Origin of the sequence: Roseateles sp. (assembly GCF_047654785.1) — a bacterium.
Taxonomy (GTDB): domain Bacteria; phylum Pseudomonadota; class Gammaproteobacteria; order Burkholderiales; family Burkholderiaceae_C; genus Pelomonas.
Genome location: NZ_JASGKQ010000001.1, coordinates 942,494 through 969,197, shown reverse-complemented (window position 1 = coordinate 969,197; position 26,704 = coordinate 942,494). Strand labels below are relative to the sequence as shown.

At 72.7% G+C, this 26,704-nt stretch carries 23 protein-coding genes and 3 pseudogenes; 12 read left to right on the top strand and 14 right to left on the bottom strand.

Annotation, left to right across the window (positions count from 1 at the left end):
- The first annotated feature begins 33 nt into the window (after window positions 1-33).
- The 11 genes and pseudogenes from QM788_RS04570 to QM788_RS04520 all read left to right on the top strand — a co-directional run.
- Window positions 34-876 (top strand): isopenicillin N synthase family dioxygenase, encoded by an 843-nt coding sequence (locus QM788_RS04570; protein ID WP_415660262.1) that lies wholly within the window; start codon window positions 34-36, stop codon window positions 874-876.
- Window positions 877-886: 10 nt separating this feature from the next.
- Window positions 887-1,522 carry an FMN-binding negative transcriptional regulator gene (locus QM788_RS04565; RefSeq protein WP_415660261.1) on the top strand — a complete coding sequence of 212 codons (636 nt, stop codon included), beginning with the start codon at window positions 887-889 and terminating at the stop codon, window positions 1,520-1,522.
- A gap of 156 nt (window positions 1,523-1,678) precedes the next feature.
- Window positions 1,679-3,490 carry a hypothetical protein gene (locus tag QM788_RS04560; RefSeq protein ID WP_415660260.1) on the top strand — a complete coding sequence of 604 codons (1,812 nt, stop codon included), beginning with the start codon at window positions 1,679-1,681 and terminating at the stop codon, window positions 3,488-3,490.
- 43 nt (window positions 3,491-3,533) lie between these two features.
- The gene (locus QM788_RS04555) at window positions 3,534-4,172 is read left to right on the top strand and encodes an RNA polymerase sigma factor (RefSeq protein WP_415660259.1); all 639 of its coding nucleotides are present in this window, start codon (window positions 3,534-3,536) and stop codon (window positions 4,170-4,172) included.
- Window positions 4,169-4,768: a hypothetical protein gene (locus QM788_RS04550; RefSeq protein WP_415660258.1), complete on the top strand. Its 600-nt coding sequence runs from the start codon at window positions 4,169-4,171 to the stop codon at window positions 4,766-4,768. The genes QM788_RS04555 and QM788_RS04550 overlap by 4 nt, the downstream gene beginning before the upstream one ends.
- Window positions 4,765-8,019 carry a CHAT domain-containing protein gene (locus QM788_RS04545; protein WP_415660257.1) on the top strand — a complete coding sequence of 1,085 codons (3,255 nt, stop codon included), beginning with the start codon at window positions 4,765-4,767 and terminating at the stop codon, window positions 8,017-8,019. The genes QM788_RS04550 and QM788_RS04545 overlap by 4 nt, the downstream gene beginning before the upstream one ends.
- Window positions 8,020-8,054: 35 nt before the next feature.
- Complete coding sequence (locus QM788_RS04540; protein ID WP_415660256.1) at window positions 8,055-8,348, top strand: hypothetical protein; 294 nt, start codon at window positions 8,055-8,057, stop codon at window positions 8,346-8,348.
- A 61-nt stretch (window positions 8,349-8,409) separates the two neighbouring features.
- A complete protein-coding gene (locus QM788_RS04535; RefSeq protein WP_415660255.1) occupies window positions 8,410-9,978 on the top strand; it encodes an ABC transporter substrate-binding protein in 1,569 nt (522 codons plus the stop codon).
- A gap of 56 nt (window positions 9,979-10,034) precedes the next feature.
- Window positions 10,035-10,685, top strand: a complete 651-nt coding sequence (locus QM788_RS04530; RefSeq protein ID WP_415660254.1) for a trimeric intracellular cation channel family protein — start codon at window positions 10,035-10,037, stop codon at window positions 10,683-10,685.
- Between the two features lie 104 nt (window positions 10,686-10,789).
- Window positions 10,790-11,092: pseudogene (locus QM788_RS04525) on the top strand (DUF3363 domain-containing protein); the annotation flags it as partial.
- Window positions 11,070-11,321, top strand: a pseudogene (locus tag QM788_RS04520) (ISAs1 family transposase); the annotation flags it as partial. The pseudogenes QM788_RS04525 and QM788_RS04520, both read left to right, overlap by 23 nt.
- Window positions 11,322-11,383: 62 nt before the next feature.
- On the opposite strand, the pseudogene QM788_RS04515 reads toward QM788_RS04520, so the two are convergent.
- From QM788_RS04515 to QM788_RS04465, 11 genes and pseudogenes are all read right to left on the bottom strand, one after another.
- Window positions 11,384-11,716 (bottom strand): annotated as a pseudogene (locus tag QM788_RS04515) (IS4 family transposase); the annotation flags it as partial.
- Window positions 11,717-11,748: 32 nt separating this feature from the next.
- Window positions 11,749-12,441: an urea ABC transporter ATP-binding subunit UrtE gene (urtE, locus tag QM788_RS04510; protein ID WP_415660321.1), complete on the bottom strand. Its 693-nt coding sequence runs from the start codon at window positions 12,439-12,441 to the stop codon at window positions 11,749-11,751.
- Window position 12,442: 1 nt separating this feature from the next.
- A complete protein-coding gene (gene urtD, locus QM788_RS04505; protein ID WP_415660253.1) occupies window positions 12,443-13,276 on the bottom strand; it encodes an urea ABC transporter ATP-binding protein UrtD in 834 nt (277 codons plus the stop codon).
- Window positions 13,273-14,319 (bottom strand): urea ABC transporter permease subunit UrtC, encoded by a 1,047-nt coding sequence (urtC, locus tag QM788_RS04500; RefSeq protein WP_415660252.1) that lies wholly within the window; start codon window positions 14,317-14,319, stop codon window positions 13,273-13,275. The genes urtD and urtC overlap by 4 nt, the downstream gene beginning before the upstream one ends.
- Window positions 14,316-15,857, bottom strand: coding sequence for an urea ABC transporter permease subunit UrtB (gene urtB, locus QM788_RS04495; RefSeq protein ID WP_415660251.1), 1,542 nt, complete (start codon window positions 15,855-15,857; stop codon window positions 14,316-14,318). Before urtB ends, urtC begins: the two co-directional genes overlap by 4 nt.
- 133 nt (window positions 15,858-15,990) lie before the next feature.
- Window positions 15,991-17,247, bottom strand: coding sequence for an urea ABC transporter substrate-binding protein (urtA, locus tag QM788_RS04490; RefSeq protein ID WP_415660250.1), 1,257 nt, complete (start codon window positions 17,245-17,247; stop codon window positions 15,991-15,993).
- A gap of 200 nt (window positions 17,248-17,447) precedes the next feature.
- On the bottom strand, window positions 17,448-18,686 hold the full coding sequence (fahA, locus tag QM788_RS04485) for a fumarylacetoacetase (RefSeq protein WP_415660249.1): 1,239 nt from the start codon (window positions 18,684-18,686) through the stop codon (window positions 17,448-17,450).
- On the bottom strand, window positions 18,670-19,962 hold the full coding sequence (gene hmgA / locus QM788_RS04480) for a homogentisate 1,2-dioxygenase (RefSeq protein ID WP_415660248.1): 1,293 nt from the start codon (window positions 19,960-19,962) through the stop codon (window positions 18,670-18,672). Before hmgA ends, fahA begins: the two co-directional genes overlap by 17 nt.
- Entirely contained in the window at window positions 19,955-20,158 is a 204-nt protein-coding gene (locus QM788_RS04475; protein ID WP_415660247.1) for a DUF2783 domain-containing protein, read from the bottom strand. Before QM788_RS04475 ends, hmgA begins: the two co-directional genes overlap by 8 nt.
- The gene (locus tag QM788_RS04470; protein ID WP_415660246.1) at window positions 20,155-21,732 is read right to left on the bottom strand and encodes an FAD-dependent oxidoreductase; all 1,578 of its coding nucleotides are present in this window, start codon (window positions 21,730-21,732) and stop codon (window positions 20,155-20,157) included. The genes QM788_RS04475 and QM788_RS04470 overlap by 4 nt, the downstream gene beginning before the upstream one ends.
- Window positions 21,733-21,906: 174 nt before the next feature.
- Window positions 21,907-22,875 carry an MBL fold metallo-hydrolase gene (locus QM788_RS04465; protein ID WP_415660245.1) on the bottom strand — a complete coding sequence of 323 codons (969 nt, stop codon included), beginning with the start codon at window positions 22,873-22,875 and terminating at the stop codon, window positions 21,907-21,909.
- A 74-nt stretch (window positions 22,876-22,949) separates the two neighbouring features.
- Between QM788_RS04465 and QM788_RS04460 the strand changes: the two genes are divergently transcribed.
- A complete protein-coding gene (locus QM788_RS04460) occupies window positions 22,950-23,687 on the top strand; it encodes an IclR family transcriptional regulator (protein ID WP_415660244.1) in 738 nt (245 codons plus the stop codon).
- A gap of 10 nt (window positions 23,688-23,697) precedes the next feature.
- On the opposite strand, the gene QM788_RS04455 is transcribed toward QM788_RS04460, so the two are convergent.
- From QM788_RS04455 to QM788_RS04445, 3 genes are all read right to left on the bottom strand, one after another.
- Window positions 23,698-24,384 carry an N-acyl amino acid synthase FeeM domain-containing protein gene (locus tag QM788_RS04455; RefSeq protein ID WP_415660243.1) on the bottom strand — a complete coding sequence of 229 codons (687 nt, stop codon included), beginning with the start codon at window positions 24,382-24,384 and terminating at the stop codon, window positions 23,698-23,700.
- 205 nt (window positions 24,385-24,589) lie between these two features.
- Window positions 24,590-25,324, bottom strand: a complete 735-nt coding sequence (locus tag QM788_RS04450) for a SapC family protein (protein ID WP_415660242.1) — start codon at window positions 25,322-25,324, stop codon at window positions 24,590-24,592.
- Window positions 25,321-26,625: a hemolysin family protein gene (locus QM788_RS04445; RefSeq protein ID WP_415660241.1), complete on the bottom strand. Its 1,305-nt coding sequence runs from the start codon at window positions 26,623-26,625 to the stop codon at window positions 25,321-25,323. Before QM788_RS04445 ends, QM788_RS04450 begins: the two co-directional genes overlap by 4 nt.
- Between the last annotated feature and the right edge of the window lie 79 nt (window positions 26,626-26,704).

The following is a 26,704-nucleotide window of genomic DNA, read 5'->3' as shown; positions in this document are numbered from 1 at the left end:
TGGCCGCGCCGAGGGACACAGCCAGGAGATCCCATGCAAGTCCAGGTCGTCGATTACCGCGCACCCGACGCGGCCGAGAAGTTCACCCGCTCCCTGCACGAGACCGGCTTCGGCGTGCTGACCCACCACCCGATCCGCCAGGCGCTGGTCGAGAAGATCTACGCCGACTGGCTGGCCTTCTTCGACGGCGACGGCAAGGACGCCTACGCCTTCTCCAAGGAGACACAGGACGGCTGGTTCTCCACCGAGATCTCCGAGACGGCCAAGGGCTTCCAGCAGAAGGACATCAAGGAGTACTTCCACGTCTACCCCTGGGGCCGCATCCCGCCGCAGCTGAAGGAAGACGCCCTCGCCTACTACCGCGAGGCCAACGCGCTGGCCGAGGAACTGCTCTCCTGGGTCGAGCGCTACACGCCGCCCGGGATCGCGGCCACCTACCGCGAGCCGCTGTCCAACATGATCCAGGGCAGCACCAAGACGCTGCTGCGCGTGCTGCGCTACCCGCCGCTGACGGGCCAGGAGCCGGCCGGCTCGCTGCGCGCCGCGCCGCACGGCGACATCAACCTGCTGACCCTCCTGCCCGCCGCCAACGAGCCCGGCCTGCAGGTGCAGGGCACCGACGGCACCTGGCACGACGTGCCCTGCGACTTCGGCACGCTGACCATCAACATCGGCGACATGCTGCAGGAGGCGTCCGCGGGCTACTACCCGTCCACGCAGCACCGCGTCGTCAACCCGAGCGGCGCGGGCGCGCGCAAGAGCCGCGTGTCGCTGCCGCTGTTCCTGCACCCGCGCGACGACGTGGTGCTGAGCGACCGCTACACGGCCGGCAGCTACCTCGAAGAGCGGCTGCGCGAGCTGGGCGTCAAGGCCTGACGCCGCCGCCATGTACACCCCCGACCAATTCCGCGAGGCCCGCCCCGGGCCGCTGCACGCGCTGATGCGCGCGCACCCGCTGGGCCTGCTCGTCACGCACACGGCCGAGGGGCTGGACGCCAACCACCTGCCGTTCGAGCTGGCCGAGGGCGAAGGCGCTCACGGCCTGCTGCGCGCCCACGTGGCCCGCAACAACCCGGTGTGGCGCCAGGTGCCGGACGGCGCGCCGGTGCTGGTGGTGTTCCGCGGCCCCGCGGCCTACGTGTCGCCGAACTGGTACCCCAGCAAGCACGAGGCGCACCGCCAGGTGCCGACGTGGAACTACGAGGTCGTGCATGCGCACGGGCGGCTGCGCATCCGCGACGACGAGCGCTTCCTGCGCGGCCTGGTCGCGCGGCTGACGCGCCGGCACGAGGCCGGCGAGCCACTGCCGTGGAAGATGGGCGACGCGCCGGCGGACCACATCGACCAGTTGCTGACGCTGATCGTCGGCATCGAGGTGGAGATCACCCGGCTGGAAGGCAAGCGCAAGCTGAGCCAGAACAAGGAAGCGCGCGACATCGAAGGCGCCGCCCGGGCGCTGCAGGCCCGCGGCGAGCACGGCCTGGCCGACGCGATGCGGGAGTTCGTGCCGCGCGAGGCATGAGCCATCGGGCCAGCGCCTGACGTCAAGGGCCGCAGGGGGCCGGCCGCGCCCTGACAAACCGGCGGCGCCGTCGTCTTTCCCGATGGCGGCCGCCAATCGCGGCCGCTGCGGGACCTGCTCCCCTGATCCCGCTGCCACCCTGCGACGAAAGCCATCATGAGGACAGACCTTCCGCCATCCCCGACCCGCCGGACGAGGAGCCCGCGCCTCGTCATCGCGCTGGCGGCGACCCTGCTCACCGGCGCCTGCAGCGCGCAAAGCCTGCAGGACCTGCTCCGGCTCCGGCGCGACCAGAACCCGGCGCCCGCCGCCCGCCCCCGGGCGGAGCCGCGGCCCGCCTCGCCCGCGGCGCTCCCGTCGCTGCCGAACGCGGGCCGCCCGGCAGCGGCGCCGCCGGCCTTCCAGCCCGGCCGCTACGACGGCCCGCCGCGCTGGGGCTTCGACACCGCGTTCGCCGCCAAGATCGCACGCCTGCGGGTCTTCAGCAGCGGCGGCGGGCGCGAACAGCAGGTGGGCGGCGACGCGATGCGTTCGCTGGCCCTGTACACGCTGAGCCTGCAGCGCGCCAGCACCCTGACGTTCCGCGACGTGATGGCCCAACAGGAGGTGCCGGCCACGCTGCTGGACTGCGAGTACCGGCGCATCCAGCCCACGGCCACCGAGGCGGGCGACCCGGCGTTCCGCCCCGAGTCGATCAAGATGTTCTTCTGGCAGGCGGGCACGCGGCAGGCGCTCAGCGCACCGATGCTGCGCCCCTACCAGTCCCGCTCCGACCAGGTCGCCGACGTGGAACGGGACGCCTGCCCCGCCGATTTCGCCAGCGCGCTGACGGCCGGATTCGGCGAAAGCGGCTGGCTGGCGCCCACGCAGACGGCGCTCGCCGCGCGCCATGACGAGGTGCGCGAGAACATCGACACCGGCATCTGGCACGCGGCGGACCACAGCCGCTGGGCCGACGCGCCCCAGGTGCTGGCGCCGGCCGAGGAGCGGGCGCTGGCCCAGGAGATCGACAAGGTGCTGGCCGGCCTGGAGGCGCGGGGCAAGGTGCCGGACGCCAAGGCCTACTACACCGCCCTCAACAGGCAGCTGGAGCCCGCCATGGCCCGGCTCGCGGCCTCCGGCGTGGCCAGGGCCCAGCACATCCCGAAGGGCGAGGCCGGACGCGCTGCCTTCGAGCAGTGGGACGGCGGCATCGGCGTCACCGTGATGCGGCTGACGATGCGCGTGCACCGCTGGGGCCAGCCGGGCAAGCTGTTCACCGGCGTGCTGGGCAGGTACATGAACCTGTACGCCGGGCAGTTCGGCGACAAGGGCGCGCTGGACCGCCGCTACCACGCGCAGATGCTCAAGGACATCGCCCAGTACAAGGTCGAGCAGGCCCGGCGGGCCGCCGACGACCCCTCCGTCGAATCGACGAGCACCCACGGCGTCTGGGTGCTGCGGCCCCGGGAGTCGGCGCTCTACCGCATGGTGAGTTCGGGCGTCCAGATCGTCTCGGCCTACGGCAAGGCACGCGCCGAGATCGAGCGATACCTCGACACGATGGAACGCGAGATCCCGCAGGCCCGCCAGGCGTTCTGGATCTGCTACGAGCAACGCTGCCCCGACGGCGGGCGGCTGTACCTGGCGTTCTCCACGCTCATCAACGACCTCGACCGCTTCCTGATCCAGCGCACCGCCTGGGAGGGCGCCGTCGGCCGGGCCTACGCCGATGGCCGCCATGGCAGCACCTTCCTGCAGCTGATGGGCATGGACCGCAACGTCAACACCCACCTCACGGGTGCCTGCGACGCGGCCTACGACCGCTTCCTGGGGCGGTTCGTGACGTGGATGAGCCTGGACGCCGCCGCGATGCGCCGCCAGCTGGACGATGCGCTGGCCGGGGACGGCTACCTGAACGTCCAGCAGTGCCGGGACCGGATGGAATTCATCCTGAGGCCCCGCGCGCAGAAGAGCGGCCTGCTGTGACGCTGCGCCCGTACCATCGATGCCCGCCCGCCACCCGCACCCCATGCAACTGTCCGCCCAGTCGTTCGCCCAGGCCTGCCGCGAAGGCGGCCGCCAGATCGAGGCCTGGCTGCGCGTGGTCGACCGCGAGCACGGCGCGCGCTTCTACCGCGAAGCCGCCACCGCGCTGCGCAGCTGGCAGGCGGCCGAAGACGTGGTGCAGGACGCGATGGTCAAGGTCTGGCAGCGCTGCGCCACCTTCCGCGGCCCAGGCGACCCGCTGGCCTGGATCCACCAGATCGTGCGCCACACGCTGCTCGACGCGCTGCGCCAGCGCACCGTGCAAGCGCCGCGTGAAGACCCGCTGCACGGCGACGGCGGCGGGCTGACGCCGCAGGCCGAGTCGGCCGTGCGGGCCCTGTCCGCCGAGCGCGTGGCCACGCCGGAAGCCGCACTGGCGGAGCGCCAGGTCGAGGCCGTGTTCCGGCAGGGTTTCGACCGCTTTGCGGCGGCCCATCCCGAGCATGCGACGGTGCTGCGTTGGGTGGTCGAGGACGGCCTGGACAACGCGGCCATCGAGGCCCTGCTCGGCCGCACGCCCGGCGCCACACGCGAGTTCATCTCGCAGTGCCGCAAGAAAGCGCGGCCCTTCTTCGCGGACTGGTATGCGCTGGTCGACCCCGCCGGCACGGCAGCGCGATGACCGACCCCGACGACGACCCGCACTGGCTGGACCTGATGGCCGGCCGCACCGTCGACGCTGCCGATGCGCGCACGCGCAAGGAGGCCGCGTGGCTGCGCGCCGCGCTGCTGAGCTACCGCCCGGCGGCACCGCAGGGCGGGCCGGCGGACGCCGACGCGCGCATCCGTCGGCTGCTGGCCCGCGCGCGCGCTGCCGGCGTACTGGCCGCCACGGCGAATGATGCCGCGCCCGCCCGCCGGCGCAGCGCCTGGTGGCCGCCTGCGCTGGCCGCCAGCGTCGCGGCGTTCGGCGTGATGTTCGCCGTGCTGTCCCCGCACGAAGGCCCGGACGACGGCGGCACGCTGCGCGGCGCGCCGGTGCAGACGGTCCGGGCTGCCGACCCCGAGGCTCGCCGCGCGCAACTGCTGCAGGCCCTGCGTGCCGCCGGCTTCGACGCCCAGCCCTTCGAACGCCTGGGGCGTGCCGGCATCGACGTGGCGCTGCCCGTACCGCTGCCGCCGGAGCAGGCCGCGGCCCTCGGGCGACTCGGCCTGGCGGCGCCGGCCGGCCCCAGCCTGCAGATCGAGTTCGCCAAGCCGGAGCCCGGCCGCCCATGACCGCATCGGGATGGAAAACCGGCGCCCGCAGCCTGGCCCTGGCCCTCGCGCTGGCCGCCGGCACCTGCGCCGCCGCCGACGACACCACCGCGCTGGAGACAGCCTGCGCCACGGTGGCCGAGACGCCGGGCGGCGCGGCCGACCTGGAGGCGCTGAACCGGCGCATCACCGCCGCCCAGGCGGCCACCACCGGCGCGGGGCTGGACGAGGCCTGCCAGGGCTGGCGGCAGGTCGCGCGCGACCCGGCCAGTTCCGCGCTGCTGCGCACCGACTGGCAGGCCAAGGTGGCGGCCGCGCTGGTCTGGCTGGGCCGATCGGCCGACGCCGAGCCGCTGCTGGAAGCGGCCTACGCCCGCTACGCCGCGGCCGGCCCGGCGCAACGCGACAACAGCGCGCAGGTGGCCGGCATGCTGGCGGTCATCGGCCTCCAGCGCGGCCAGCTGGACGTGGCGCTGCAGTGGTCCCAGCGCGCGGTGGAGGCGCAAGCCGACCCGCAGTCCCGGGCCAGCATCAGCGAGCGGTTGCGCCTGCGGCTCAACCACGGCGCGATGCTGTCGCGCGCCCGCCGCTACGACGAGGCGCAATCGCTGCTGCAAGGCCTGCTCGAAGAGGCCCGGGCCGACCTCGGGACGCTGGCCCCCGAGGCCGCGGCGGCGCTCAACGCACTGGCCAACCTGGCCCGCCGCCAGTCGCGGCTGGACGAGGCGCTGGGCTACACCGAGCGCGAGATCGCACTGCGCCAGGACCGCGTCGCGCAGGACGCCGTGAACCTGGCCAACGCGATGCAGAACCGCGGCCTGCTGCTGATGAGCCTGGGCCGCTTCGATGACGCGGAAGCCGCGCTCCGGGAGGCGCTGGCGCAGGCCCTCGGCGCCCAGGCCGCCGATGCGGTGGACCTGTGGGGCCACCAGGCCTCACTGCGCGAGACGCTGTCTGGCCTGCTGCTGGCGCGCGGCCGGCCGGCGGACGCGCTGACCGTGGCCGAGGACGCCGTCGCCGCGCTGGCCGCCCGGCCCGAAGCCCGCACCGCGCGCGGCGCCCGCCCGCTGCGCCGCCAGGCCGAGGCGCAACTGGCGCTGGGCGAACTGGGGCAGGGCGTGGCGACCTACCGCCGCGCGCTGGCCTTGCTGGGCACCACCGTCGGTGCGCCCGAAGCCGACACCGCGCTCGCGCTGCGCCTGGGCTATGCGCTGGCGATGATCGAGGTGGGCGATCTGGACGAAGCCGCATCGACGCTGCGCCTCGTGGACACCGACCCGCGGCCGCGCAGCCCCGAAGAATCCGCCCGGCTCCACGCGCTGCGGGCCACGCTGGCCCAGCGCCGGGGCGACGTCGCCGCGGCAGCCGCGGCCTGGCGGGCCGCCGACCAGGCCGTGGCCGCCGCGCTGCCGGCCACGCATCCCGACCGGCGCTTCCTGCAGACCCGGGCCTGCGAACTGCAGGCCGCGCCCTGCCCGCCCGCCACCGATGCGGCCGGCACGCCGGACACCGATGCGCTGATGCAGATGTCGCTGGCGCGCCGCGCCCGTGCGGCCGGCGATGCCGCCGACGCCGCCGCCGCCGTGCGCCAGGCCGTGGCGGCGGCGCTCGCCTCGGGCCAGCCCCGCCTGCAGTGGCAGGCGCTGGCGCTGTGGGCCGACGTGCTGGCCGATGCCGGCCGGCGCGATGCGGCCATCTTCGCCGGCAAGCTGGCCCTGACCCGGTTGCAACAGCAGCGCCAGCGCCTGCTGCCGCTGGGTACCGTGGCCGACGGCCGCTACCTGGCCGACAAGGCGCCGCTGTACCGCCGCGTGGCCGACTGGCTGCTGCAGGCGCAGCGCCTGCCCGAAGCGCTGACCGTGATGCGCCTGCTGAAGCGGCAGGAGCAGGCCGACTTCAACGAACGCGGCGTCGCCGACGCGGATGCGGGTGGCGGCGTGACGCTCAACGCAGCGGAGCAGATGGCCCAGCGCCGCCTCGAGGCGGCGCTCCCGGACGAGCCCGCGCGCACCGACGAACTGCGCCGGCTCGGTGAACGCGCGGCCGCGCAGCGCATCACGGCCGCCGAGTCCGCCCGCCTGGCGCAACTGCGCCGCGACGAGGCCGCGCGCCGCGAGCGCCGCGTGGCGGGGCTGGACGAGGTGCTGGCCGCCCTGGGCCTGCCGGCGCGGCCGACGGCACGAGGCCGCACGGCCCTGGCGGCTCGCCTGCCAGCCCGTCCCCCGGCCGGCGAACTGCATGTCTACACGCTGGCCGGCGAACGGCGCCTGAGCCTGCTGCTGATCGGCGCTCGCCGCACGCAGCTGCACCAGCTCGACCTGCCCGCCGCCGACATCGCCCGCGACATCGCCGCGCTGCGCGACGCACTGGCCCGTCCGGCCGATGCCGGCGCAGTGCAGCCGCTCGCCCACCAGCTGTATGCGCGGCTGGGCCGCTGGGTGGACGCCGCGGCCCGCCACGAAGGCGCCACGCAGATCACGACCTGGCTGGACGGACCGCTGCGCTACCTGCCGCCGGGCCTGATGCACGACGGCAGGCAGCCCCTGGCGTCGGGCTACCGCTGGGTCGTGGCCGGCGGACTGGCCCCGACCGCCACCGCCCGGCCCGCGCACGCGGCGCTGCGGATCGCCGCTTTCGGCGTCACGCAGGCCTTGCAGGGCCTGCCGGCGCTGCCCGGCGTCGCCGAGGAGCTGTGCGGCATCGTCGACGGGCCGGTGCTCGGCCTGGACGGCGCCGCCGGTAGCGACCGCTGCGCGGCCGATGCGCGCGGGCACGGCCCGCTGCCCGGCCTCGGCCGGCTCAACGGCCTGTTCACCGAGGCGGCGCTGGCGGAGGCCGGCCGCGGCGGGCTGCTGCACATCAGCACCCATTTCGTGCTGCGGCCGGGCAGCATCTCGAAGTCCTGGCTGCTGTTGGGCGACGGCCAGCGCCTGCCGCTCGAACGCATGCGGCGCCTGGACCTGGGCACGTCCCGGTTGGTCACGCTGTCGGCCTGCGAGACCGCCGTGGCCGACGGGACCGGCGACGGCCGGGAGGTCGACGGGCTGGCGTCCGCCCTGCTCGATCACGGCGCGGACCAGGTGCTGGCCAGCCTGTGGCGCGTGGACGATCGCGCCACCGCGCGCTTCATGCAGCGTTTCTACGCGGCGTATGCGCGTCACGCCGGCCACGCCGCGCGGGCGCTGCAGGACGCGCAGCGGCAGGCGATGGCCGAAGGCGCCCCGGCGCGGGACTGGGCGGCGTTCGTGCTGCTGGCCCGGGCGGGGACGTGACGGTGGCGGCCCGCTCCTCCTGACCCGGTGCCCATGTGAAAGCCTCGCAGGTCATCATCGAGATCCACCCCGACGCGCCGCCCAAGCCAGCGGCCGGCGCCCCCTGCAACGGCTGCGGCGTCTGCTGCCTGGTCGAGCCCTGCCCGCTGGGCGTGCTGCTGAGCCGGCGCCTGAGCGGCGCGTGCGCGGCATTGCGCTGGACCGGCGCCCGCTATGCGTGCGGCGCGCTGGCTGCGCAGCCCGGCGGCCTGCGCGGCTGGCTGGTGCGGCGCTGGATCGCCGCGGGCGCCGGCTGCGACTGCTCCTTCGACCTTGGGGACAAGCCCTAACCGGACGGCGGCGGGGCGCCGCTACATTTTTCGGCTTCCGCAGCCCGCCCGAGGACGCCGCATGACCGCCACGCTCCGACTCCTGCCCCTGCTGGCCGCGCTCACGCTGGGCACGGCCGCCGCCGCGCCGCTGCGCTGGGCCGCGCAGAACGACATCCTGACGCTGGACCCGCACTCGCAGGACCACACCACCTCCAACGCCATCGGCACGCACCTCTACGAGGGCCTGACGCGGCTGGGCCGCGACTACCGGCCCGAGCCCTCGCTGGCGACGAAGTGGACCTACCTGTCGCCGACGCAGGTGCGCTTCGAGCTGCGCCGCGGCGTGAAGTTCCACGACGGCACGCCGTTTACCGCGGACGACGTGGTGTTCAGCTTCGGCCGCATCACGCAGCCGCAGGGCACCAAGCAGACCTATGTGTCGGGCGTCCGGGAGGTGCGCAAGGTCGACGCCCATACGGTGGACTTCCTGCTGGAGGCACCGACGCCGATGCTGCTGCAGAACATCATCAGTTTCCAGATCATGAGCAAGCCGTGGTCGGAGAAGCACAAGGCCACCAGCACGCAGGACTACAAGGCCAGGGAGGAGAACTTCGCCGCGCGCAACGCGAACGGCACCGGGCCCTACCGGCTGGTCGGCTGGCAGCCCGACCAGGCCGTGAAGCTGGTGGCCAACAAGGACTGGTGGGACAAAAACCCCGGCAACGTGACCGAGCTGAGCTACCTGCCGATCAAGTCGCCGCCCACGCGCGTGGCGGCGCTGCTGTCGGGCGACGTGGACCTGGTCACCGACCTGCCGCCGCAGGACTTCTTCAAGCTCAAGGCGGAGGGCAAGGTCAAGCTGCTGGAGGGCGCCGAGATCCGCACCGTCTTCTTCGTGATGGACCAGGGCAGCGACGAGCTGCGCGGCTCGGACGTGAAGGGCCGCAACCCGTTCAAGGACCGGCGCGTGCGCGAGGCGCTGAACCTGGCGCTGGACCGCGAGGCGATCAAGCGCAGCATCATGCGCGGACTGTCGGTGCCGGCGGCGCTGATGGTGCCGCCAGGCGTCAACGGCTACGACGCGGCGCTGGACGCGCCCGCGAAGCCCGACCCGGCCAGGGCCCGCCGGCTGCTGGCCGAGGCCGGCTACCCGCAGGGCTTCGAGGTGCCACTGCACTGCCCGAACAACCGCTACGTGAACGACGAGCAGGTGTGCCAGGCAGCGGTGTCGATGTGGGCCCGGATCGGCGTGAAGGCGCGCCTGGTCGCCGCGCCGTTCGCCACGCACAGCCAGACCTTCCAGCGCGGCGAATCGCCGTTCTTCATGCTGGGCTGGGGCGTGTCGACCTACGACGCGCTGTACGCGCTGCAGGCCTGGGGCCACACGCGCACCAGCGGGGCGGACGGCAACTTCAACTTCGGCAAGGTCAGCGACGCCGCGCTGGACGCGCTGGTGCAGAAGATCAAGTTCGAGCCCGACGTGCCCCGGCGCAACGCGCTGATCCGCGAGGCGCTGCTGCGCGTGCGCGACGAGGCGCTGTTCATCCCGCTGCACCACCAGGTCCGCCCCTGGGCGATGAAGCCGGGCGTGGACACGCCGCACCGCTCCAACGACTATTTCGAAGCCCGCTACACGACGATCCGGTGAGGCCGGCGGCGCCGGCAGGGCCTCCCCGGGCGCCGCCGGGGGATGATCCGCCCGCCATGAAGCCTCCCGCCCTCAACTTCTCCACGCTGCAGTCCGCCGTCGAGGTCGCCGCCACCCTCGCCTTCGCGCTGTCCGGCCTGCTGGCCGGCGCGCGCAAGCAGCTCGACGCGGTGGGCCTGTGCGTCGTCGCCGGCCTGTCGGCCTTCGGCGGCGGCACGCTGCGCGACGTGCTGCTGGACCGCCGGCCCTTCTTCTGGGTCGAGCACGCGGACTGGCTGTGGGCGCTGATGGCGCTGTGCCTAGCGGCGATGCTGCTGATGCGCCGCCGCCACCTGGCGCTGACCGAGCGGGCCATCCAGTGGCCCGACGCGCTGGGCCTGGGCCTGTTCACCGCCAACGGCGCGCTGGTGGCGCTGGACGCGGGCATGCCGGCCATCGTCGCGGTGCTGATGGGCGTCATCACCGCCACCTTCGGCGGCGTGCTGCGCGACATCGTCTGCAACGAGATCCCCGCCGCCTTCCACGACCACCGGCCCTACGCGCTGTGCAGCTTCGTCGGCGGCTGGGCGCTGGTGGCCGCCGTGCAGCTCGGGGCGCCGCAGTGGGCCGCCATCAGCGCGGCGGCGGCGACGGCGGTGCTGCTGCGCGGCCTGGCGCTGTGGACGGGCTGGACACTGCCGGCCTGGCGGATCGACAGCCGGCGCTGACGGTCCCAGGGCATGGCGGGCCGAGCGCCGGGCCGCTCCCAAGCCGGCCCGCTCTGGCGATGTGCTCGCAGCTCGATGCCGCGAGCATCGCCGCCCCCCCTTTCGGCAGCGGTTCCGGCCTGGGCGATCGGGGCTTTGGTGGCGAGGCCATGCAGCAGCGCGCCGACTTCCTGGCCGAACAAGGGTTGGCCGAACGGCGCGGGCAGCGCGTGATCCTGGCGTGCAACCTGCTGGACACGCGGCGCAACCGGGAGCTGGCACGGGCCGCGAAGGACATTGCCGCCGATACCGGCCTGGAGCATCGCCCGATGGCCGACGGGCAGCGCGTGGCCGGCATCTACCGGCGTAGCGTCATGCTCGCCAGCGGGCGCTACGCGATGCTCGATGACGGCAAGACTGTTGCCCTTTGACAGCGGCATGGCCTCGCACGACACCTTCAGCCGGGTGTTCGCGCTGCTCGATGCCAAGCGCTTCGAGGCCTGCTTCATCGCCTGGATGAGCCGGCTGTGCCCGGACCTGCAGTCGCAGGCGATCCACATCGACGGCAAGAGCGTGCGCGGCTCGCACGACGCGGATGGGGCGATGGCGCACCTGGTGTCGGCCTGGGACAGCGCATCCGGCGTCACGCTGGGCCAGATCCGCACGGCCGACAAGAGCAACGAGATCAAGGCGATCCCGCAATTGCTGGAACTGCTGCCTGAGGCGAAGTCCATGACGCGCTGCAGGCCGATCCACAAGGTTTTGACGCCCGGCTCGCCATCACCTTTACGCGCGAGGAAGCCACCCAGCATGGCCACGCGGCGCACCACCTCGTTGAGGCTGGGTGGCTTGTCCGGCAATGGCTTGTTGGTCAGCACGTAGGCCGCATGGATCTCGTCGGCGTCGAACACCAGCGTGGCCGGCAGGTCCGGGCAGGTGCGCCCCAGCCGCATCAACCGCCCGATGCGCCAGGACACCACCATGAACAGCGCCAGTGCGCGCTCGATCTTGTCCATGCTGGCCAACTGCAGCGCCTCGACCCGGCACCCGCTTCCATGGCGTCCGGCACCTCGCCGAGATGGCGTCAGATCGCCAGCCGCTCCCTCACCCCGTCCGCCTTCATGTCCGCGCCCCGCCCGCGCATGACGATCTCACCGCGCTGCATCAGCAGGTACTGGTCGGCCAGCTCCTCGGCGAAGTCGTAGAACTGCTCGACGAGCACGACCGCCAGGCCCTGGTCGTGCGCCAGGTGCTTGATGACGCGGCCGATGTCCTGGATGACGTTGGGCTGGATGCCTTCGGTGGGTTCGTCCAGCAGCAGCACCTTCGGCCCCGGCGCGAGCGCGCGGGCGATGGCGAGCTGCTGCTGCTGGCCGCCGGAGAGGTCGCCGCCGCGGCGGCCGCGCATCTTGTCGAGCACCGGGAAGAGCTCGAACAGCGCCTTGGGCAGCGGCGTGCCGGCGGGCTGGCTGGCCAGGCCCATCTGCAGGTTCTCCAGGACCGTGAGCCGGCCGAAGATCTCGCGGCCCTGCGGCACGTAGCCGAGGCCGGCGCGCACGCGCTGGTGGGTGCGCAGCGGGCCGAGATCCTCGCCGGCCAGCATGATGCCGCCGGACGTGACGGGCACGACGCCCATCAGGCTCTTCAGCAGCGTGGTCTTGCCGACGCCGTTGCGGCCCAGCACGACGGTGACCTCGCCCGGCTTCAGCGCCAGGCTCAGGCCGCGCAGGATGTGCGAGCCGCCGTAGTGCTGCTGCAGCTTGTCGACGGTCAGGATGTCATCGGCCAAGGTACACCTCGATCACCTTCTCATCCGCCTGGACTTGCGCCATCGTGCCCTCGGCCAGGGTCTGGCCTTCGTGCAGGACCGTGACGGTACGGTGCGTCGACGCCAGCGTGGCGACGAAGCTCATGTCGTGCTCGACGACGACCAGCGAGTGCTGGCCTTCCAGGCTCAGGAACAGCTCGGCCGTGCGCTCGGTTTCCTCGTCGGTCATGCCGGCCACGGGCTCGTCCAGCAGCAGCAGCTTGGGGTCCTGCGCCAGCAGCATGCCGATCTCCAGCCACTGCTTCTGGCCGTGGCTGAGCAGGCCGGCCGCGCGGTGGCGCTGGTCGGCCAGGTGGACGGTGCGCAGCAGCTCGGCCATGCGGTCGCGCTGCGCGCCGGTGAGCCGGGCGCGCAGCGCAAAACGCGCGCGGCGGTCGCCGGCCAGCGCCAGCTCCAGGTTCTCGGCGACGCTCAGCGCCTCGAACACGGTGGGCTTCTGGAACTTGCGGCCGATGCCCGCGCGGGCGATCTGCTGCTCGTTCATCGTGCGCAGGTCGAGGTTGCTGCCGAAGAAGATGCGGCCGCTGTCGGGCCGGGTCTTGCCGGTGATGCAGTCCATCGTCGTCGTCTTGCCGGCGCCGTTGGGGCCGATGACGCAGCGCAGCTCGCCCACGCCGACGGTGAAGCTCAGGCCGCCGAGCGCCTGGAAGCCGTCGAAGGCGACCCGCAGGTCTTCGACGTACAGCGCCACGCCCTGGTTGAACACCGGGCCGTCGCCGGTGACGACCCGGGTCAGCGCGCGCGAGCGCGCCTGCGCGCCCGCCTCCAGCAGTTCCGGGGTCATTTCTTGAACCTCCTGGCCAGGCCCGCGAGGCCGGTCGGCAGGAACAGCGTCACCGCGATGAACAGCGCGCCCAGCACGTAGAGCCAGCCCTCGGGCCACCAGACGGTGAAGACGGACTTGATGCCGTTGACGAAGAAGGCGCCCAGCACCGGCCCGATGAGCGTGCCGCGCCCGCCCACCGCCGTCCACACGGCCATCTCGATGCTGGCCGCCGGGCTCATCTCGCTGGGGTTGATGATGCCCACCTGCGGCACGTAGAGCGCGCCGGCCAGCGCGCACATCAGCGCGGAGATGACGTAGGCGCCGAGCTTGAAGGCCACCGGGTCGTAGCCCAGGAAGCGCACGCGGCCCTCGGCGTCGCGGATGGCCTGCAGGATGCGGCCCCAGCGGCTGCGCGTGAGCCCGCGGGCGACCAGGTAGCAGCCGATCAGCGCGAGGCCGCTGGCCATGCACAGCGCCACCCGCATGCCCGGCGTGTTCAGCGCGTGGCCGGCGATGCGCTTGAAGTCCGTGAAGCCGTTGTTGCCGCCGAAGCCGGTCTCGTTGCGGAAGAACAGCAGCATCGCGGCCACGGTGAGCGCCTGCGTGATGATGGAGAAGTACACGCCCTGGATGCGCGAGCGGAAGGCGAACCAGCCGAACACCGCCGCCAGCAGGCCCGGCACGGCCAGCGCCAGGACGAGCTGGGCCAGCAGCGAGTCGCTGAGCGCCCAGTGCCAGGGTAGCTCCTGCCAGTTCAGGAAGACCATGAAGTCCGGCAGCGCCGACTGGTACTGCCCGTCGCGGCCGATCTGGCGCATCAGGTACATGCCCATGCCATAGCCGCCGAGCGCGAAGAACAGCCCGTGGCCCAGCGACAGGATGCCGCCGAAGCCCCAGATCAGGTCCAGCGCCAGCGCACAGATCGCGAAGCACAGGAACTTGCCGAGCAGGCCGACGTAGAACTCGCTGAGGTGCAGCGCGTGGCCGGGCGGGAAGGCGAGGTGCAGCAGCGGCACGAGCAGCACCAGCACGGCCACGATGATGAGCAGAGGCTTCTTCATTCGACCGACCTGCCCTTCAGCGCGAACAGGCCCTGCGGCTTCTTCTGGATGACCAGCACCAGCAGCATCAGCAGCGCGATCTTGGCGAGCACCGCGCCCTGCCAGCCTTCCAGCAGCTTGGCCAGCACGCCCAGGCCCAGGCCCGCGTAGACGGTGCCGGCCAGCTGGCCCACGCCGCCGAGCACGACCACCATGAAGGCGTCGACGATGTAGCTCTGGCCCAGGTCCGGGCCGACATTGCCGATCTGGCTCAGCGCGCAGCCGGCCAGGCCGGCGACGCCGGAGCCCAGCGCGAAGGCCAGCGTGTCCACCCGCGCGGTGTTGACGCCCACACAGGCGGCCATGCGGCGGTTCTGCGTGACGCCGCGCACCATCAGGCCCAGCCGGGTGCGCGCCAGCAGCAGCGCCATGCCCGCCAGCACCAGCGCGGCGAACGCGAGGATGGCCAGGCGGTTGTAGGGCAGCGTCAGGTTGGGCAGCAGCGCCCAGCCGCCGGACAGCCAGGCCGGGTTCTCCACCGCCACGTTCTGCGCGCCGAACAGGCTGCGCACGCCCTGCATCAGCACCAGCGACAGGCCCCAGGTGGCCAGCAGCGTCTCCAGCGGCCGGCCGTAGAGCCAGCGGATCACGCTGCGCTCCATCGCCGCGCCCACCAGCGCGGCGGCCAGGAAGCTGGCCGGCAGCGCCAGCCACAGGTAGTAGTCGAAGGCCGCCGGCGCCCAGGCGCGGACCGCCTGCTGCACGCTGTAGGTGGCGTAGGCGCCCACCATCAGCAGCTCGCCGTGGGCCATGTTGATGACGCCCATCAGGCCGTAGGTGATGGCCAGGCCCAGCGCCACCAGCAGCAGCACCGAGCCCAGGCTCAGGCCCGAGAACAGCAGCTGCGCGCGCTCGCCCCAGGCCAGGCGGCCACCGATGTCGTCGGCGGCCTGCTGCATCGCGGCCCGCGCGGCGGGGTCGGACTCGGCGCCGAGTCTTTCCAGCAGCAGCGCGCGCGTCGCCGGGTCGGCGCTGCCGGCCAGTGCCAGCGCGGCGGCGCGGCGCTGCGCCACGTCGGCGGACGACAGCCGGGCGCCCGCCAGCAGGGCCTGCAGCTGCGCGCGCAGCCCGGCATCGGTCTCCGCGGCGAGCGCCTTCTCGAACAGCGGCAGCTTGGCCGCATCCGCGTCGTCGCGCAGCGTCGCCAGCGCCTGGCCGCGGGTATTGCGGTCGGGGGACAGCAGGTCCAGCCCGGCCAGCGCCGCGTCGATCTCGCGGCGCATGCGGTTGTTCAGCATCGGCTCCTCGGCGCCCGCCGGCGCCGCCGCGCCCTCGGCGACCACCAGTGCCTGTCCGCCCTGCAGCCACACCCGGCCGTCCTGCAGCGCGCGCAGGAACGGCCCGAGCGACGCATCGCCCGCGGCCAGCGCCTGCTGCAACGCCGCCACGCGGTCATCGCCCTCGCCTGCGGCGATGCGCGCCGCCAGCTCGGGCGGCAAGGCCCACGCCGACCAGCCGCCCAACGCGAGCAGGCATCCCAACAGAAGTCGTTTGATCATGACGATCCAGTCGAACCACAACCAGCGCCGTGCGCAGCACGCGCGCCCCTCCAGCGGCCGCCGTGGATCTGGCTCTGCCAGTCCACCAGCGGCGCCCCCTTGAGGGGGCCGGCGAAGCCGGTAGGGGGTGGGCTTATTTCGTGGGCTCGTCCTTCTTGCCCTTGTTCTCGGGGATGTACGGGCTCCACGGCTGCGCCTTGACCGGGCCGGGCGTCTTCCAGACGACGTTGAACTGGCCGTCCGCCTTCACCTCGCCGATGAACACCGACTTGTGCAGGTGATGGTTCTTCTCGTCCATCTTGGACGTGATGCCCGACGGCGCCTTGAAGGTCTGGCCGGCCATCGCGGCGATGACCTTGTCGGTGTCGGTGCTGCCGGCCTTCTTGACCGCCTGCGCCCACATGTTGAGGCCGATGTAGGTGGCCTCCATCGGGTCGTTGGTCAGCGGCTTGTCCTTGTGGCCGGCGATGTTCTTGGCCTTGGCGTAGGCGCTCCACTTCTTGACGAACTCGTCGTTGGCCGGCGCCTTGATGGACATGAAGTAGTTCCACGCGGCGAGATGGCCCTGCAGCGGCTTGGTGTCCACGCCGCGCAGCTCCTCCTCGCCGACAGAGAAGGCCACGACCGGCACGTCCGTCGCCTTCAGGCCCTGGTTGCCCAGCTCCTTGTAGAAGGGCACGTTGGAGTCGCCGTTGATGGTGGACACCACGGCCGTCTTCTTGCCCTCGGCGGCGAACTTCTTGATCTTGGCGATGATGCTCTGGTAGTCCGCGTGGCCGAAGGGGGTGTAGTCCTCCATGATGTCGGCGTCGGCCACGCCCTTGCTCTTCAGGAAGGCGCGCAGGATCTTGTTGGTCGTGCGCGGGTACACGTAGTCCGTGCCCAGCAGCACGAAGCGCTTGGCGCCGCCGCCGTCCTTGCTCATCAGGTACTCGACGGCGGGAATGGCCTGCTGGTTCGGCGCCGCGCCCGTGTAGAACACGTTCTTGCTCAGCTCCTCGCCCTCGTACTGCACCGGGTAGAACAGCAGCGAGTTGGTCTGCTCGAACACCGGCAGCACGCTCTTGCGGCTCACCGAGGTCCAGCAGCCGAACACCACGGCCACCTTGTCCTGCGAAATCAGCTGCTTGGCCTTCTCGGCGAACAGCGGCCAGTTGGACGCCGGGTCCACCACCACCGGCTCCAGCTTCTTGCCGAGCAGGCCGCCCTTGGCGTTGATCTCGTCGATGGCCATCAGCACGGTGTCCTTGAGCACCGTCTCGGAGATGGCCATCGTGCCCGACAGCGAGTGCAGCACGCCGACCTTGATGGTGTCGGCGGCGAAGGCGGCGGGGGCGGCCAGGGTGGCGGCGGCGGCAGCGGCGAGGGCCAGGGCGGAACGGCGAAGCATCGGGGAACCTCCAGGGGGTTGGGTGAGTGCGGTGACCACCCACCCCAAGCGCAAGGCCCGTGCCAGCCCCGGCCCCGCCCTGGCTGCGGCGGGTCCGCCCTCGCCGCCCGCGCCGCAGCCCCGTTGCGGTGCATCCCGCACCGCCGCCGCACCGGCCCGGGCCCGGCCGCACGGATCCGTGCGGCCGGGCCCGGAAACGGTCAAGCCGCCGGCAGGATCACCCCGTCACACGGCCCGAACCCGATGCGCCGGAAGCCCGGCTTCTCGGCGCTGGCGCGCAGGCCGAGCTGGTCGCCGTCGAGCAGGAAGCTGCGCTGCTCGCCGTTGGGCAGCGTGATCGGCTGCTTGCCGCCCAGGGTCAGCTCCAGCAGCGAGCCGGCCTCGTCCGGAGCCGGGCCGCTCAGCGTGCCGGTGCCCAGCAGGTCGCCGGGCTGCAGGTTGCAGCCGTTGCTGGCGTGGTGGGTCAGCATCTGCGCCAGCGACCAGTAGGCGTGCCGCAGGTTGGAGCGCGAGAGGCGCACGGCCTCGGCGCAGGCCGGCGTCTTGAGCCAGACCTCCAGCCCGATGTCGAACGCCGCGCCGGCGCGGTGCGCGGGCGAGTCGAGGTAGGGCAGCGGCTGCGGGTCGCCCTCGGGCCGCGTGAACGGGATGCGGAACGGCGCCAGCGCCTCCATCGTGACGATCCACGGCGAGATCGTGGTGCCGAAGTTCTTGGCCAGGAAGGGGCCCAGCGGCTGGTATTCCCAGGGCTGGATGTCGCGGGCGCTCCAGTCGTTCAGCAGCGTCAGGCCGAAGGCGTGCTCGTCCGCCTCGTCGATGCCGAAGGGCTCGCCCAGCGCGTTGCCGGGGCCGACGAACAGGCCCAGCTCCAGCTCGCAGTCAATGCGGGCGCTGGGCTGGAAGACCGGCGCGTCGGCGTCCGGCGGCTTGACCTGGCCGCGCGGCCGGCGCAGCGGCGTGCCGCTGACGACGATGGAGCTGCTGCGGCCGTGGTAGCCGATGGGCACCCACTGGTAGTTGGGCAGCAGCGGGTTGTCGGGGCGGAACAGCCGGCCGACGGCGCGGGCATGGTGGATGCCGGTGTAGAAGTCGGTGTAGTCGCCGATGCGGCAGGGCACGGCGTACTCGGCCTGGGCCTGCGGCAGCAGCGCCAGCTCGGGCGCACCGGCCTTGAGCGTGTCGAACAGCCGGTGCCGCAGCGCGCGCCGCTCGTGGCCGGGCCGGGCCATCAGCGCGTTCATGTCGGCGAAGCCCCAGCCGGCCAGGTCCAGGATCTGGTCGCCGATGCCGACGCCGATGCGCCAGGGCTCCTGCGAGCCCGAGCGGCGGAAGCTGCAGAAGGGCAGGTTCTGCAGCGGGAAGTCGGTGGCGGGGTCGTTGGCGGACGCGACCCAGGAGCGGGCGGCGGCGTCGTGGGTGTGGTCAAGCATGGAACTCATCCTTCAGGTCGCGCCAGCAGTCGGCGTAAGTCGTCTCCAGCGGCGCATCGGCCAGCGCCCAGGCGGTGGGCTTGAGCGGCCAGCGGGTCTCGAACATGAAGGCCAGCGTCTGGTCCAGCTTGTGCGGCGCCAGCTCGGCGTGGCTGGCCTTGTCGAAGGCCTCGGCGTCGGGGCCGTGCGGCACGTAGCTGTTGTGCAGGCTGGCGCCGCCGGGCTTGAAGCCCTCGGGCTTGGCGTCGTACTGGCCCAGCACCAGGCCCATGAACTCGCTCATCACGTTGCGGTGGTACCAGGGCGGGCGGAAGGTGTCCTCGGCCACCATCCAGCGCGGCGGGAAGATGACGAAGTCCACGTTGGCCCAGCCCGGCGTGTCGCTGGGGCTGGTGAGCACGGTGAAGATGCTCGGGTCCGGGTGGTCGAAGCTGACGGTGTTGATCGTCATGAAGCGCGCGGTGTCGTAGCGGCAGGGCACGAGGTTGCCGTGCCAGGCGACGACGTTGAACGGGCTGTGCGGCTGCACCGCGCGCCACAGCCGGCCGCCGTGGCGCTTGACGATCTCGTAGGCGCCTTCGTCCTGCTCGTGCCAGGCGACGGGGGCCTCGAAGTCGCGCGCGCTGGCCAGGCCGTTGGAGCCGATCGGGCCCAGCTCCGGCAGCCGGAAGGCGGCGCCGAAGTTCTCGCAGACGTAGCCGCGCGCCGGGCCGTCCAGCGGGTCCACCTTGAAGGCCATGCCGCGCGGCAGCAGCGCGATGGAACCGGGCGCCACCGCCAGCCGGCCCAGCTCGGTCGTCACGAGCAGCCGGCCCTGCTGCGGCACGAGCAGCATCTCGGCGTCGGCGTTCACCAGCGCGCGCCGGCCCATCGCGCGGGTGGCGACGTAGGCGTGCGCGCCCATGCCGCCGATGCCCGGCTCGCCGTTGACCGCGTAGGTGCGCAGGCCGTCGACGAAATCGCCGTCGCCGTGCAGCGGCGTCGGGCCCCAGCGCAGCGGGTCGGGCGGCACGGCCTCGCCCTGCGCGGCGCCGCTCTTCCAGTGCGGCTGCGCCAGCGGCGCGTAGCCGCCGACGACGACGGACGGACGGCGCCGGTACAGCCAGGTGCGCTGGTTGTCCACGCGCGGGGCGGTGAAGGCGCTGCCGGACAGCAGCTCGGCGTACAGCCCGTGCGGCGCGCGCTGCGGGCTGTTGCGGCCGATGGGCAGCGCGCCCGGCACGGCCTCGCTGCTGTGCTGGTTGCCGAAGCCGGTCAGGTAGTGAAGCGAGGTCGGTTCAGTCATGGCGTTCGTGGCGGGCGAGTGCGAAGGCTTGCCTCAGCACCTCGCGGTCGCCGATGTGGTTGCAAAGAATCAGCGCCAGCCGCGCGAGCCAGTCGGCGGCGGCCTCGTCGTCCAGCCCCGCCTGGGCGGCGATCAGCTCGGCGTAGAAGCCGTCCGCATCGCCGCCGAAATTTGGGGTCAGAGTCAATTTATTCATGCGGGCCTCCCATGGGCGCGGGCGATGGCGGCCTGCACCGCCGCCGCGTCGCAGCGCTGCCAGCGCGCGGCGACCACCGCGTCCGGCCGGATCAGGTAGACGCTGCCCGGCGGCGCGCCGTAGCGCTGCGCGGCGAGGCCGTCGGCCGGCAGCGCCAGCACGCGGACGCCGCAGTCCGCGGCCGCCGCGCCGAAGGCCAGCAGCGCGAACTCGCCGCCCAGCCGCTCGCCGAGCCAGCCGCCGTCCAGCGGCGCGTCGGGCGCCGGGCAGCCGGGCGCGGGGCCGCCGGCCCAGGCGTCGCCGTCGGGCGTGTTGAGCGGCGAATCGCGCACCTCGGTGGGCAGCGACAGCCGGCCGCTGTTGACCAGCGGCTTGGCGAACCCGGTGTGCGCGGCCAGGTCCAGCGCCGCCTTGCGCAGCCGCAGGCTCAGCGCGCTCTTGGGGCTGATGAAGTCGGTGGCGCGGGTGGAGTGGCCGATGTTGTCGTCGGCGGCGGCGATGCGTTCCTGCTCGTAGCTGTCGAGCAGCGCGTCGCCGCCCTCGCCGCGCAGCACGGCGGCCAGCTTCCAGCCGAGGTTGTCGGCGTCCTGCACGCCGCTGTTGGCGCCGCGCGCGCCGAAGGGCGAGACCTGGTGCGCCGCGTCGCCGGCCAGCAGCACGCGGCCGACGCGGAAGCGCTCCGCCCGGCGGCAGCAGAACTGGTAGATGGACGACCACGCCAGCTCGAAGCCCTCGGTGCCCAGCATCGCGGCGACGCGGGCGCGGATGCGCCCGGGGTCGCGCTCGGCCTCGGCGTCGGCGTGGCGGCCGAGCTGGAAGTCGATGCGCCACAGCCCGTCGGCCTGCGCGTGCAGCAGCACGGACTGGCCGCGGTGGAAGGGCGGGTCGAACCAGAACCAGCGCTCGGGCCGGGCCGGGTCCAGCCCGCGCGGGCGCGCGCCGGGAGCCAGGCGCACGTCGGCGATCAGGAAGCGGTCCTCGAACACCTGGCCCTGGAAGCCCAGGCCCAGCATCGTGCGCGTCGGGCTGCGCGCGCCGTCGCAGGCGACCACCCAGTCGGCGCGCATGTCGAACAGGCCGTCCGGCGTGCGGACCTTCAGCGTCACGCCCTCGCCGTCCTGCGCCAGCCCGGCCAGCTCGTGGCGGCCGCGCAGCTCGATGCGCCCGTCCAGCTGCACCGCGCGCACCAGCCGGGCCTCCACCTGGTCCTGCTGCAGGTTGACCATGGCCGGCATCTTGTGCTGCGCCTCGGGCAGCAGGTCGAAGCGGTAGGCCTCGCGCTCGCCGTGGAACACCCGGCCCAGCTGCCAGCGCACGCCCTCGCGCGCGACGGCCTCGCCGACGCCGAGGCGGTCGAACACCTCCAGCGTCTTCTTCGCCCAGCAGACGGCGCGCGAGCCCTCGCCGATGCGGTCGCTGTCGTCGATGACGACCACCGGCAGCTCGCGCCTGGCCAGGTCCAGCGCCAGCGTCAGCCCGACCGGGCCGGCGCCGACGATGACCACCGGCCGGCGCTGCGGCTGGCCGGAGCGCTGTTCCAGGCTCTGGTGGTAGGGATAGCGGGGCAGGTCCATCACAACTCTTCGATCACGTCGTGCACAAGTGCGGGCCGAGCGCCGGGCCGCTCCCAAGCCGGCCCGCCTGGCGATGTGCGAGCGGGGCAAGCCCCGCGCGCATCGCCGCCCCCTCGGGGGGCCGGCCGGGTTGGCCCGCGTTCAGCGGGGCCAGACCGGACGGGGGGCGCCATCTCAAACGCCTTCGAGCGCCTTCCACATCTCGACGTCGCGCTCCGCCGTCCAGATGCGCGGGTGCGAGGTGCCGCCGGCCTCGTCGTAGGCGCGGGTCACGTCGAAGGGCATGCAGTGGTCGAAGATGACCCAGTGGCCGTATCGGGGCCGCAGCGCCGCCATCGTGCGCTGGTAGACGGCCTTCAGCGGCTCGCCCGCCTGCACGCCGGCCTGCACGGCCGCGTACAGCTCGCTGACGAAGGCGCGCGTGCCGTCCAGGCCGGCGGCCACCTGCGCCGCGCCCTTCAGCGCCGGGCCGCGGCCCGGCACCAGCGCGGCGGCGTCCAGCGCGGCGATGGCGTCCAGCGTGGCCGGCCAGTCGGCGAAGTGCGCGTCGCCGCAGTAGGGCGTGGCGTCGAACTCGACCAGGTCGCCGCTGAACAGCACCCGCTCCCCGGGCAGCCAGGCCACCGTGTCGCCCGCCGTGTGGCCGCGGCCGGGCGAGAACATCTCGACCTGGACGCCGCCCAGGTCCAGCGTCAGCCGGCCGGAGAAGGTCAGCGTCGGCCAGGTCAGGCCCGCCGGCACCGACTCGACGTTGCGGAACAGTCGCGGGAAGCGGCCGATCTCGCTGGCCTTGTCCTGCTCGCCGCGCTCACGGATCAGCGCCAGCGTGCCCTCGCTGGCAATCACCTGCTCCAGCCCCTCGGCCTGGAAGGCGCTGGCACCCAGCACGCGCACCGCGTGGTAGTGGCTCAGCAGCACGTACTTGATCGGCACGGCGCTCACCTCGCGGATGCGCCGGATCACGTCCGCCGCCATCACCGGCGTGGCCTGCGTGTCGATCACCATCGCCGCGTCGCGGCCGATGACGATGCCGGTGTTGGGGTCGCCCTCGGCCGTGTACGCCCAGGCGTGCTCGGACAGACGCTCGAACGTGACCTGTTTTTCGTCCAGGTCGGCTTGGGAGGCAAAGGCTTTGGTGGTCATGCAGGGGGTCTCCTCGACGGCAGGTCCGGAATTTATCCTAAACAGAATTGATTCAGCAATATAGAATTTCCCGCATGAACGACGCCAAGCCCGCCAGCAAGGAGCCCCGCGGCATCCAGAGCATCGAAGTCGGCGGCCAGCTGCTGCTGGCGCTGGCCCACCACGGCCGGCCGATGGCGCTGAAGGACCTGGCCCGCGAGGCCGGCATGACGCCCGCCAAGGCCCACCCCTACCTGGTGAGCTTCATCAAGCTGGGGCTGGTGGAGCAGGACGGCGGCAGCGGCCCCTACGGGCTGGGGCCGCTGGCGCTGCAGCTGGGCCTCATCAGCCTGCAGCAGTACGACCCGGTGCGGCTGGCCACGCCCGTCATCGAGGAGCTGGCGCTGCGGCTGGGGCACACCGTGGCGATCGCCGTCTGGGGCACGCGCGGCCCCACCATCGTGCGCGTGGCCGAGGGGCCGACGCCGGTCCACGTCAGCATGCGGCACGGCACGGTGATGAGCCTGGCGGGCACGGCGTCGGGCCGGCTGTTCGCGGCCTACCGGGCCGGCGAGGCTGCGGCGCTCGGCGAGCCGCTGCCCGACGCGGCCACGACCGCCGCCGTGGCCGGCGCCGGGCTGGCGATCTCGCGCGACGGCGTGGTGCCGGGCGTCAGCGCCGCAGCGGCGCCGGTGTTCGAGGCCTCAGGCCGGCTGGTGCTGGCGCTGACGGCCATCGGCCCGAGCGCCAGCTTCGACACCGCGGCGGACGGCCTGCCGGCCCGCGCGCTGCGGGAAGCCGCCGGGCTGCTGTCGCGCCGGCTGGGGCACTGACGCCATGGGCTCAGGGAATGCGGGCCAGCATCTCGGCCTCGGTCAGCGGGTCCCAGGCCAGCGGATACAGGCTGCGCGCCGAGGCCAGCAGCTCGGGCCGGCCGCCCCACAGCGCGATCTGCTCGCGCACGGTGGCGAAGTCCACGCTCATCAGCACGGCCGGCGCGTTGACGCGGGCGTTGTGGCGGGCCGCCGTGTACGGCAGCAAGCCCAGCCAGCGGCGGTAGAAGGCGACGTGCCGCGGGTTCACCTCGATGACCAGGCGCTCGCAGGCCGCGCGGCGGTGGGCGTGCAGGTAGCCCAGGTGGTAGAGCTGCGCCAGCACGCGCTTGGGGTTGTGGGAGTGCTTGTCGACGGCCAGCCCGCCGAACTCGCAGAGCTTGACGCCGCCGGCCCGCCATTCGGCCAGCTCCGCCTCGAACAGCGCGTCGGCGTGCAGGCCGCCCGTGCCGTCGAAGCGCACGGACAGGGTGCCGACGATGCGCTCCCCGTCGCGCGCGGAGCAGACGATGTCGCCCGCCTCGTTGCGGCTGCTGTAGCGCTCGCGGGCCACGGCCAGGCCGCGGTCGTTGTAGCGGCGCTCGACCAGGTCCAGCGCCTCGCCCTCCAGCCCGCCGAAATCACTGTTCAGTTCCAGCGGCGGGCCGCCAAAGGGAAGGGGCGGCGTGTGACTGGACTTCTTGGCGGTGGAGAACATGAAAGCGGTTTCCTTGGGCGTCTGGCACGCGAACGGCGAAGTCTAGGGATTGGAATGTGACTTTTCCCCAATCGTCACCAACCGATACATGTGAAATCCCGCACTCGCGGGCCTCGGCCGTCACCCAAACGAGTGACGGCGGCCGCCCGCAATCCGCAAAAAAGGCCACGCGATGCGTGGCCTGCGGGGCGCCGGCAGCGCCGGGTCAGGCGGCGTAGCGGCCGGCCAGGCGGTTCATGTTGCCCAGCGACAGGCGGTGCATCTCGACCAGCGCGATCAGGCCGTTGCGGTGCAGTTGCAGCACCTTGTCGTCCGGCAGCTCGGCGTATTTCTTCTCGTCCAGCGCCAGGAAGCCCTCGACGTCCAGCTTCTGGCCGTCCGGCAGCGTGGCCTCGAAGCGCATGTCCTGCAGCAGGTCCATCTCGGCCAGCAGGTTGCAGATCAGGCGGGTGCGCTCGGCTTCCTGCTCGAAGTTCTCCAGGAAGGCCTTGGCGTTCATCAGGAACTCGGTCGGCTCGCCGTCCTTGAACAGCGCCTCGCCGGTGGCATCGTTGAAGCCCTCCCAGCGGCTGTCGTAGCAGACGGCCAGGTTGTTGGCGTTGCCGTCCAGGCGCGCCATCGCGAACGGGTAGCGGCGCACATAGGCCGGCACGTAGTTGCCGGTCCACTTCCCGCCGTCCACATACAGGTTGGAGCCCGGCTTCAGGCCCAGCACGGCCAGCGGCGCGACGGCCTGCTTGCCGTCGGCGGCCGGCTCGCCCGCGCGCACGAAGACGATGGGGTATTCCTTGCACGCATCGCCGAATTCGACGGCGGCCAGGAACACGGAGTTCTGGTCGGCCACGCGGCTGACGACGGCCCGGGCGGTGTCCAGCTTCAGGTTCTTGTGGACTTCGCGGTCCAGCGGCTGCAGTTCGCCGTACATCGGGGGGTTGCTCATGATTCCTTCTCTCCAGGTTCGGCCAGGCGACTGGCCAGCACTTTGTCCACACGCTTGCCGTCGAGGTCCACGACCTCGAATCTCCACGCGTCCCACTCCACCACATCGGCCGTGCGCGGCAAGCGCCCCAGCAGCAGCATGATCATGCCGGCCAGGGTGTTGTAGCGCCCACGGTCTTCCTCGGGCAGTTCCTTCAGGCCCAGGCGGTCCTTCAGCTCGGGCACGGGGATCAGGCCGTCGATCAGCCAGTTCCCGTCCTCGCGCTGCACCGCCCAGGCGTCGCCGTCGCTGGGGGCGTTGAACTCCCCGGCGATGGCCTCCAGCACGTCGCGCACGGTGATCACGCCCTGCACCTCGCCGTACTCGTCGACGACGAAGACCAGCGGCGCGTCCGACACGCGGAAATGCTCCAGCAACTCCATGCCCGACAGCGTCTCCGGCACGAACAGCGGCGCCTCCAGGCCGGCCGTCAGGTCCAGCGGCTGGCCCTCCAGCATGCCGGCCAGCAGCGCGGGCGCATTGGCCACGCCCAGCACCTCGGTCAGGCCGCCGCGGCACACCGGATAGCGGCTGAAGCCGTGCTCGCGCAGCACGGCCAGCACCTCGGCGGGCGCCGCGTCCACGTCCAGCCAGGCGATCTCGGCGCGCGGGATCATCATCGAGCCCACCTGGCGCTCGTCCAGGCGGAACACGTTGCGCACCATCTGGTGCTCGTGCTGCTCGATGACGCCCGCGTCCAGGCCCTCCTCCAGGCTGGCGGCGATCTCCTCTTCCGTCACGCCGCGCGCGCCCTTGTTGCGCAGGCCCAGCAGGCGCAGCGTGGCCTCGGTCAGGAAGCTCAGCGCGCGCACCAGCGGGCGGGCGACCAGCGAGATGAAGTTCATCGCCGGCGCCACCAGGCGCGCCACCGTCTCGGGGTAGATCTGGCCGATGCGCTTGGGCACCAGCTCGCCGAACACGATGGTCAGCAGCGTGATGATGACGACGACCAGCGCCGTCGCGGCGATCTGCGTGGCGTTGGGATGCAGGCCGAAGGTCTCGCTGAGCCATTGCGACAGCGGGCCGGAGAAGGCCGCGTCGCCGACGATGCCGTTCAGCACGCCGATGCCGGTGATGCCGATCTGCACCGTCGAGAGGAACTTGGTGGGGTTGTCGTGCAGGTCCATGGCCGCCTGCGCGCCGCCCTCGCCGCTTTCCACCATCACCTGCAGCCGCGCCTTGCGGCTGGCGGTCAGGGCCATCTCCGACATCGCGAACAGGCCGTTGAGAAGGATCAGAAAGAGAACGAGTGCGGTATCCATCGAGGGCGCCGACCACGGAGGAGCCATGGCGGCGCGGGGCAAAAACGAAGGCCGGGAGACTAGCAGATGGCCGCGATCG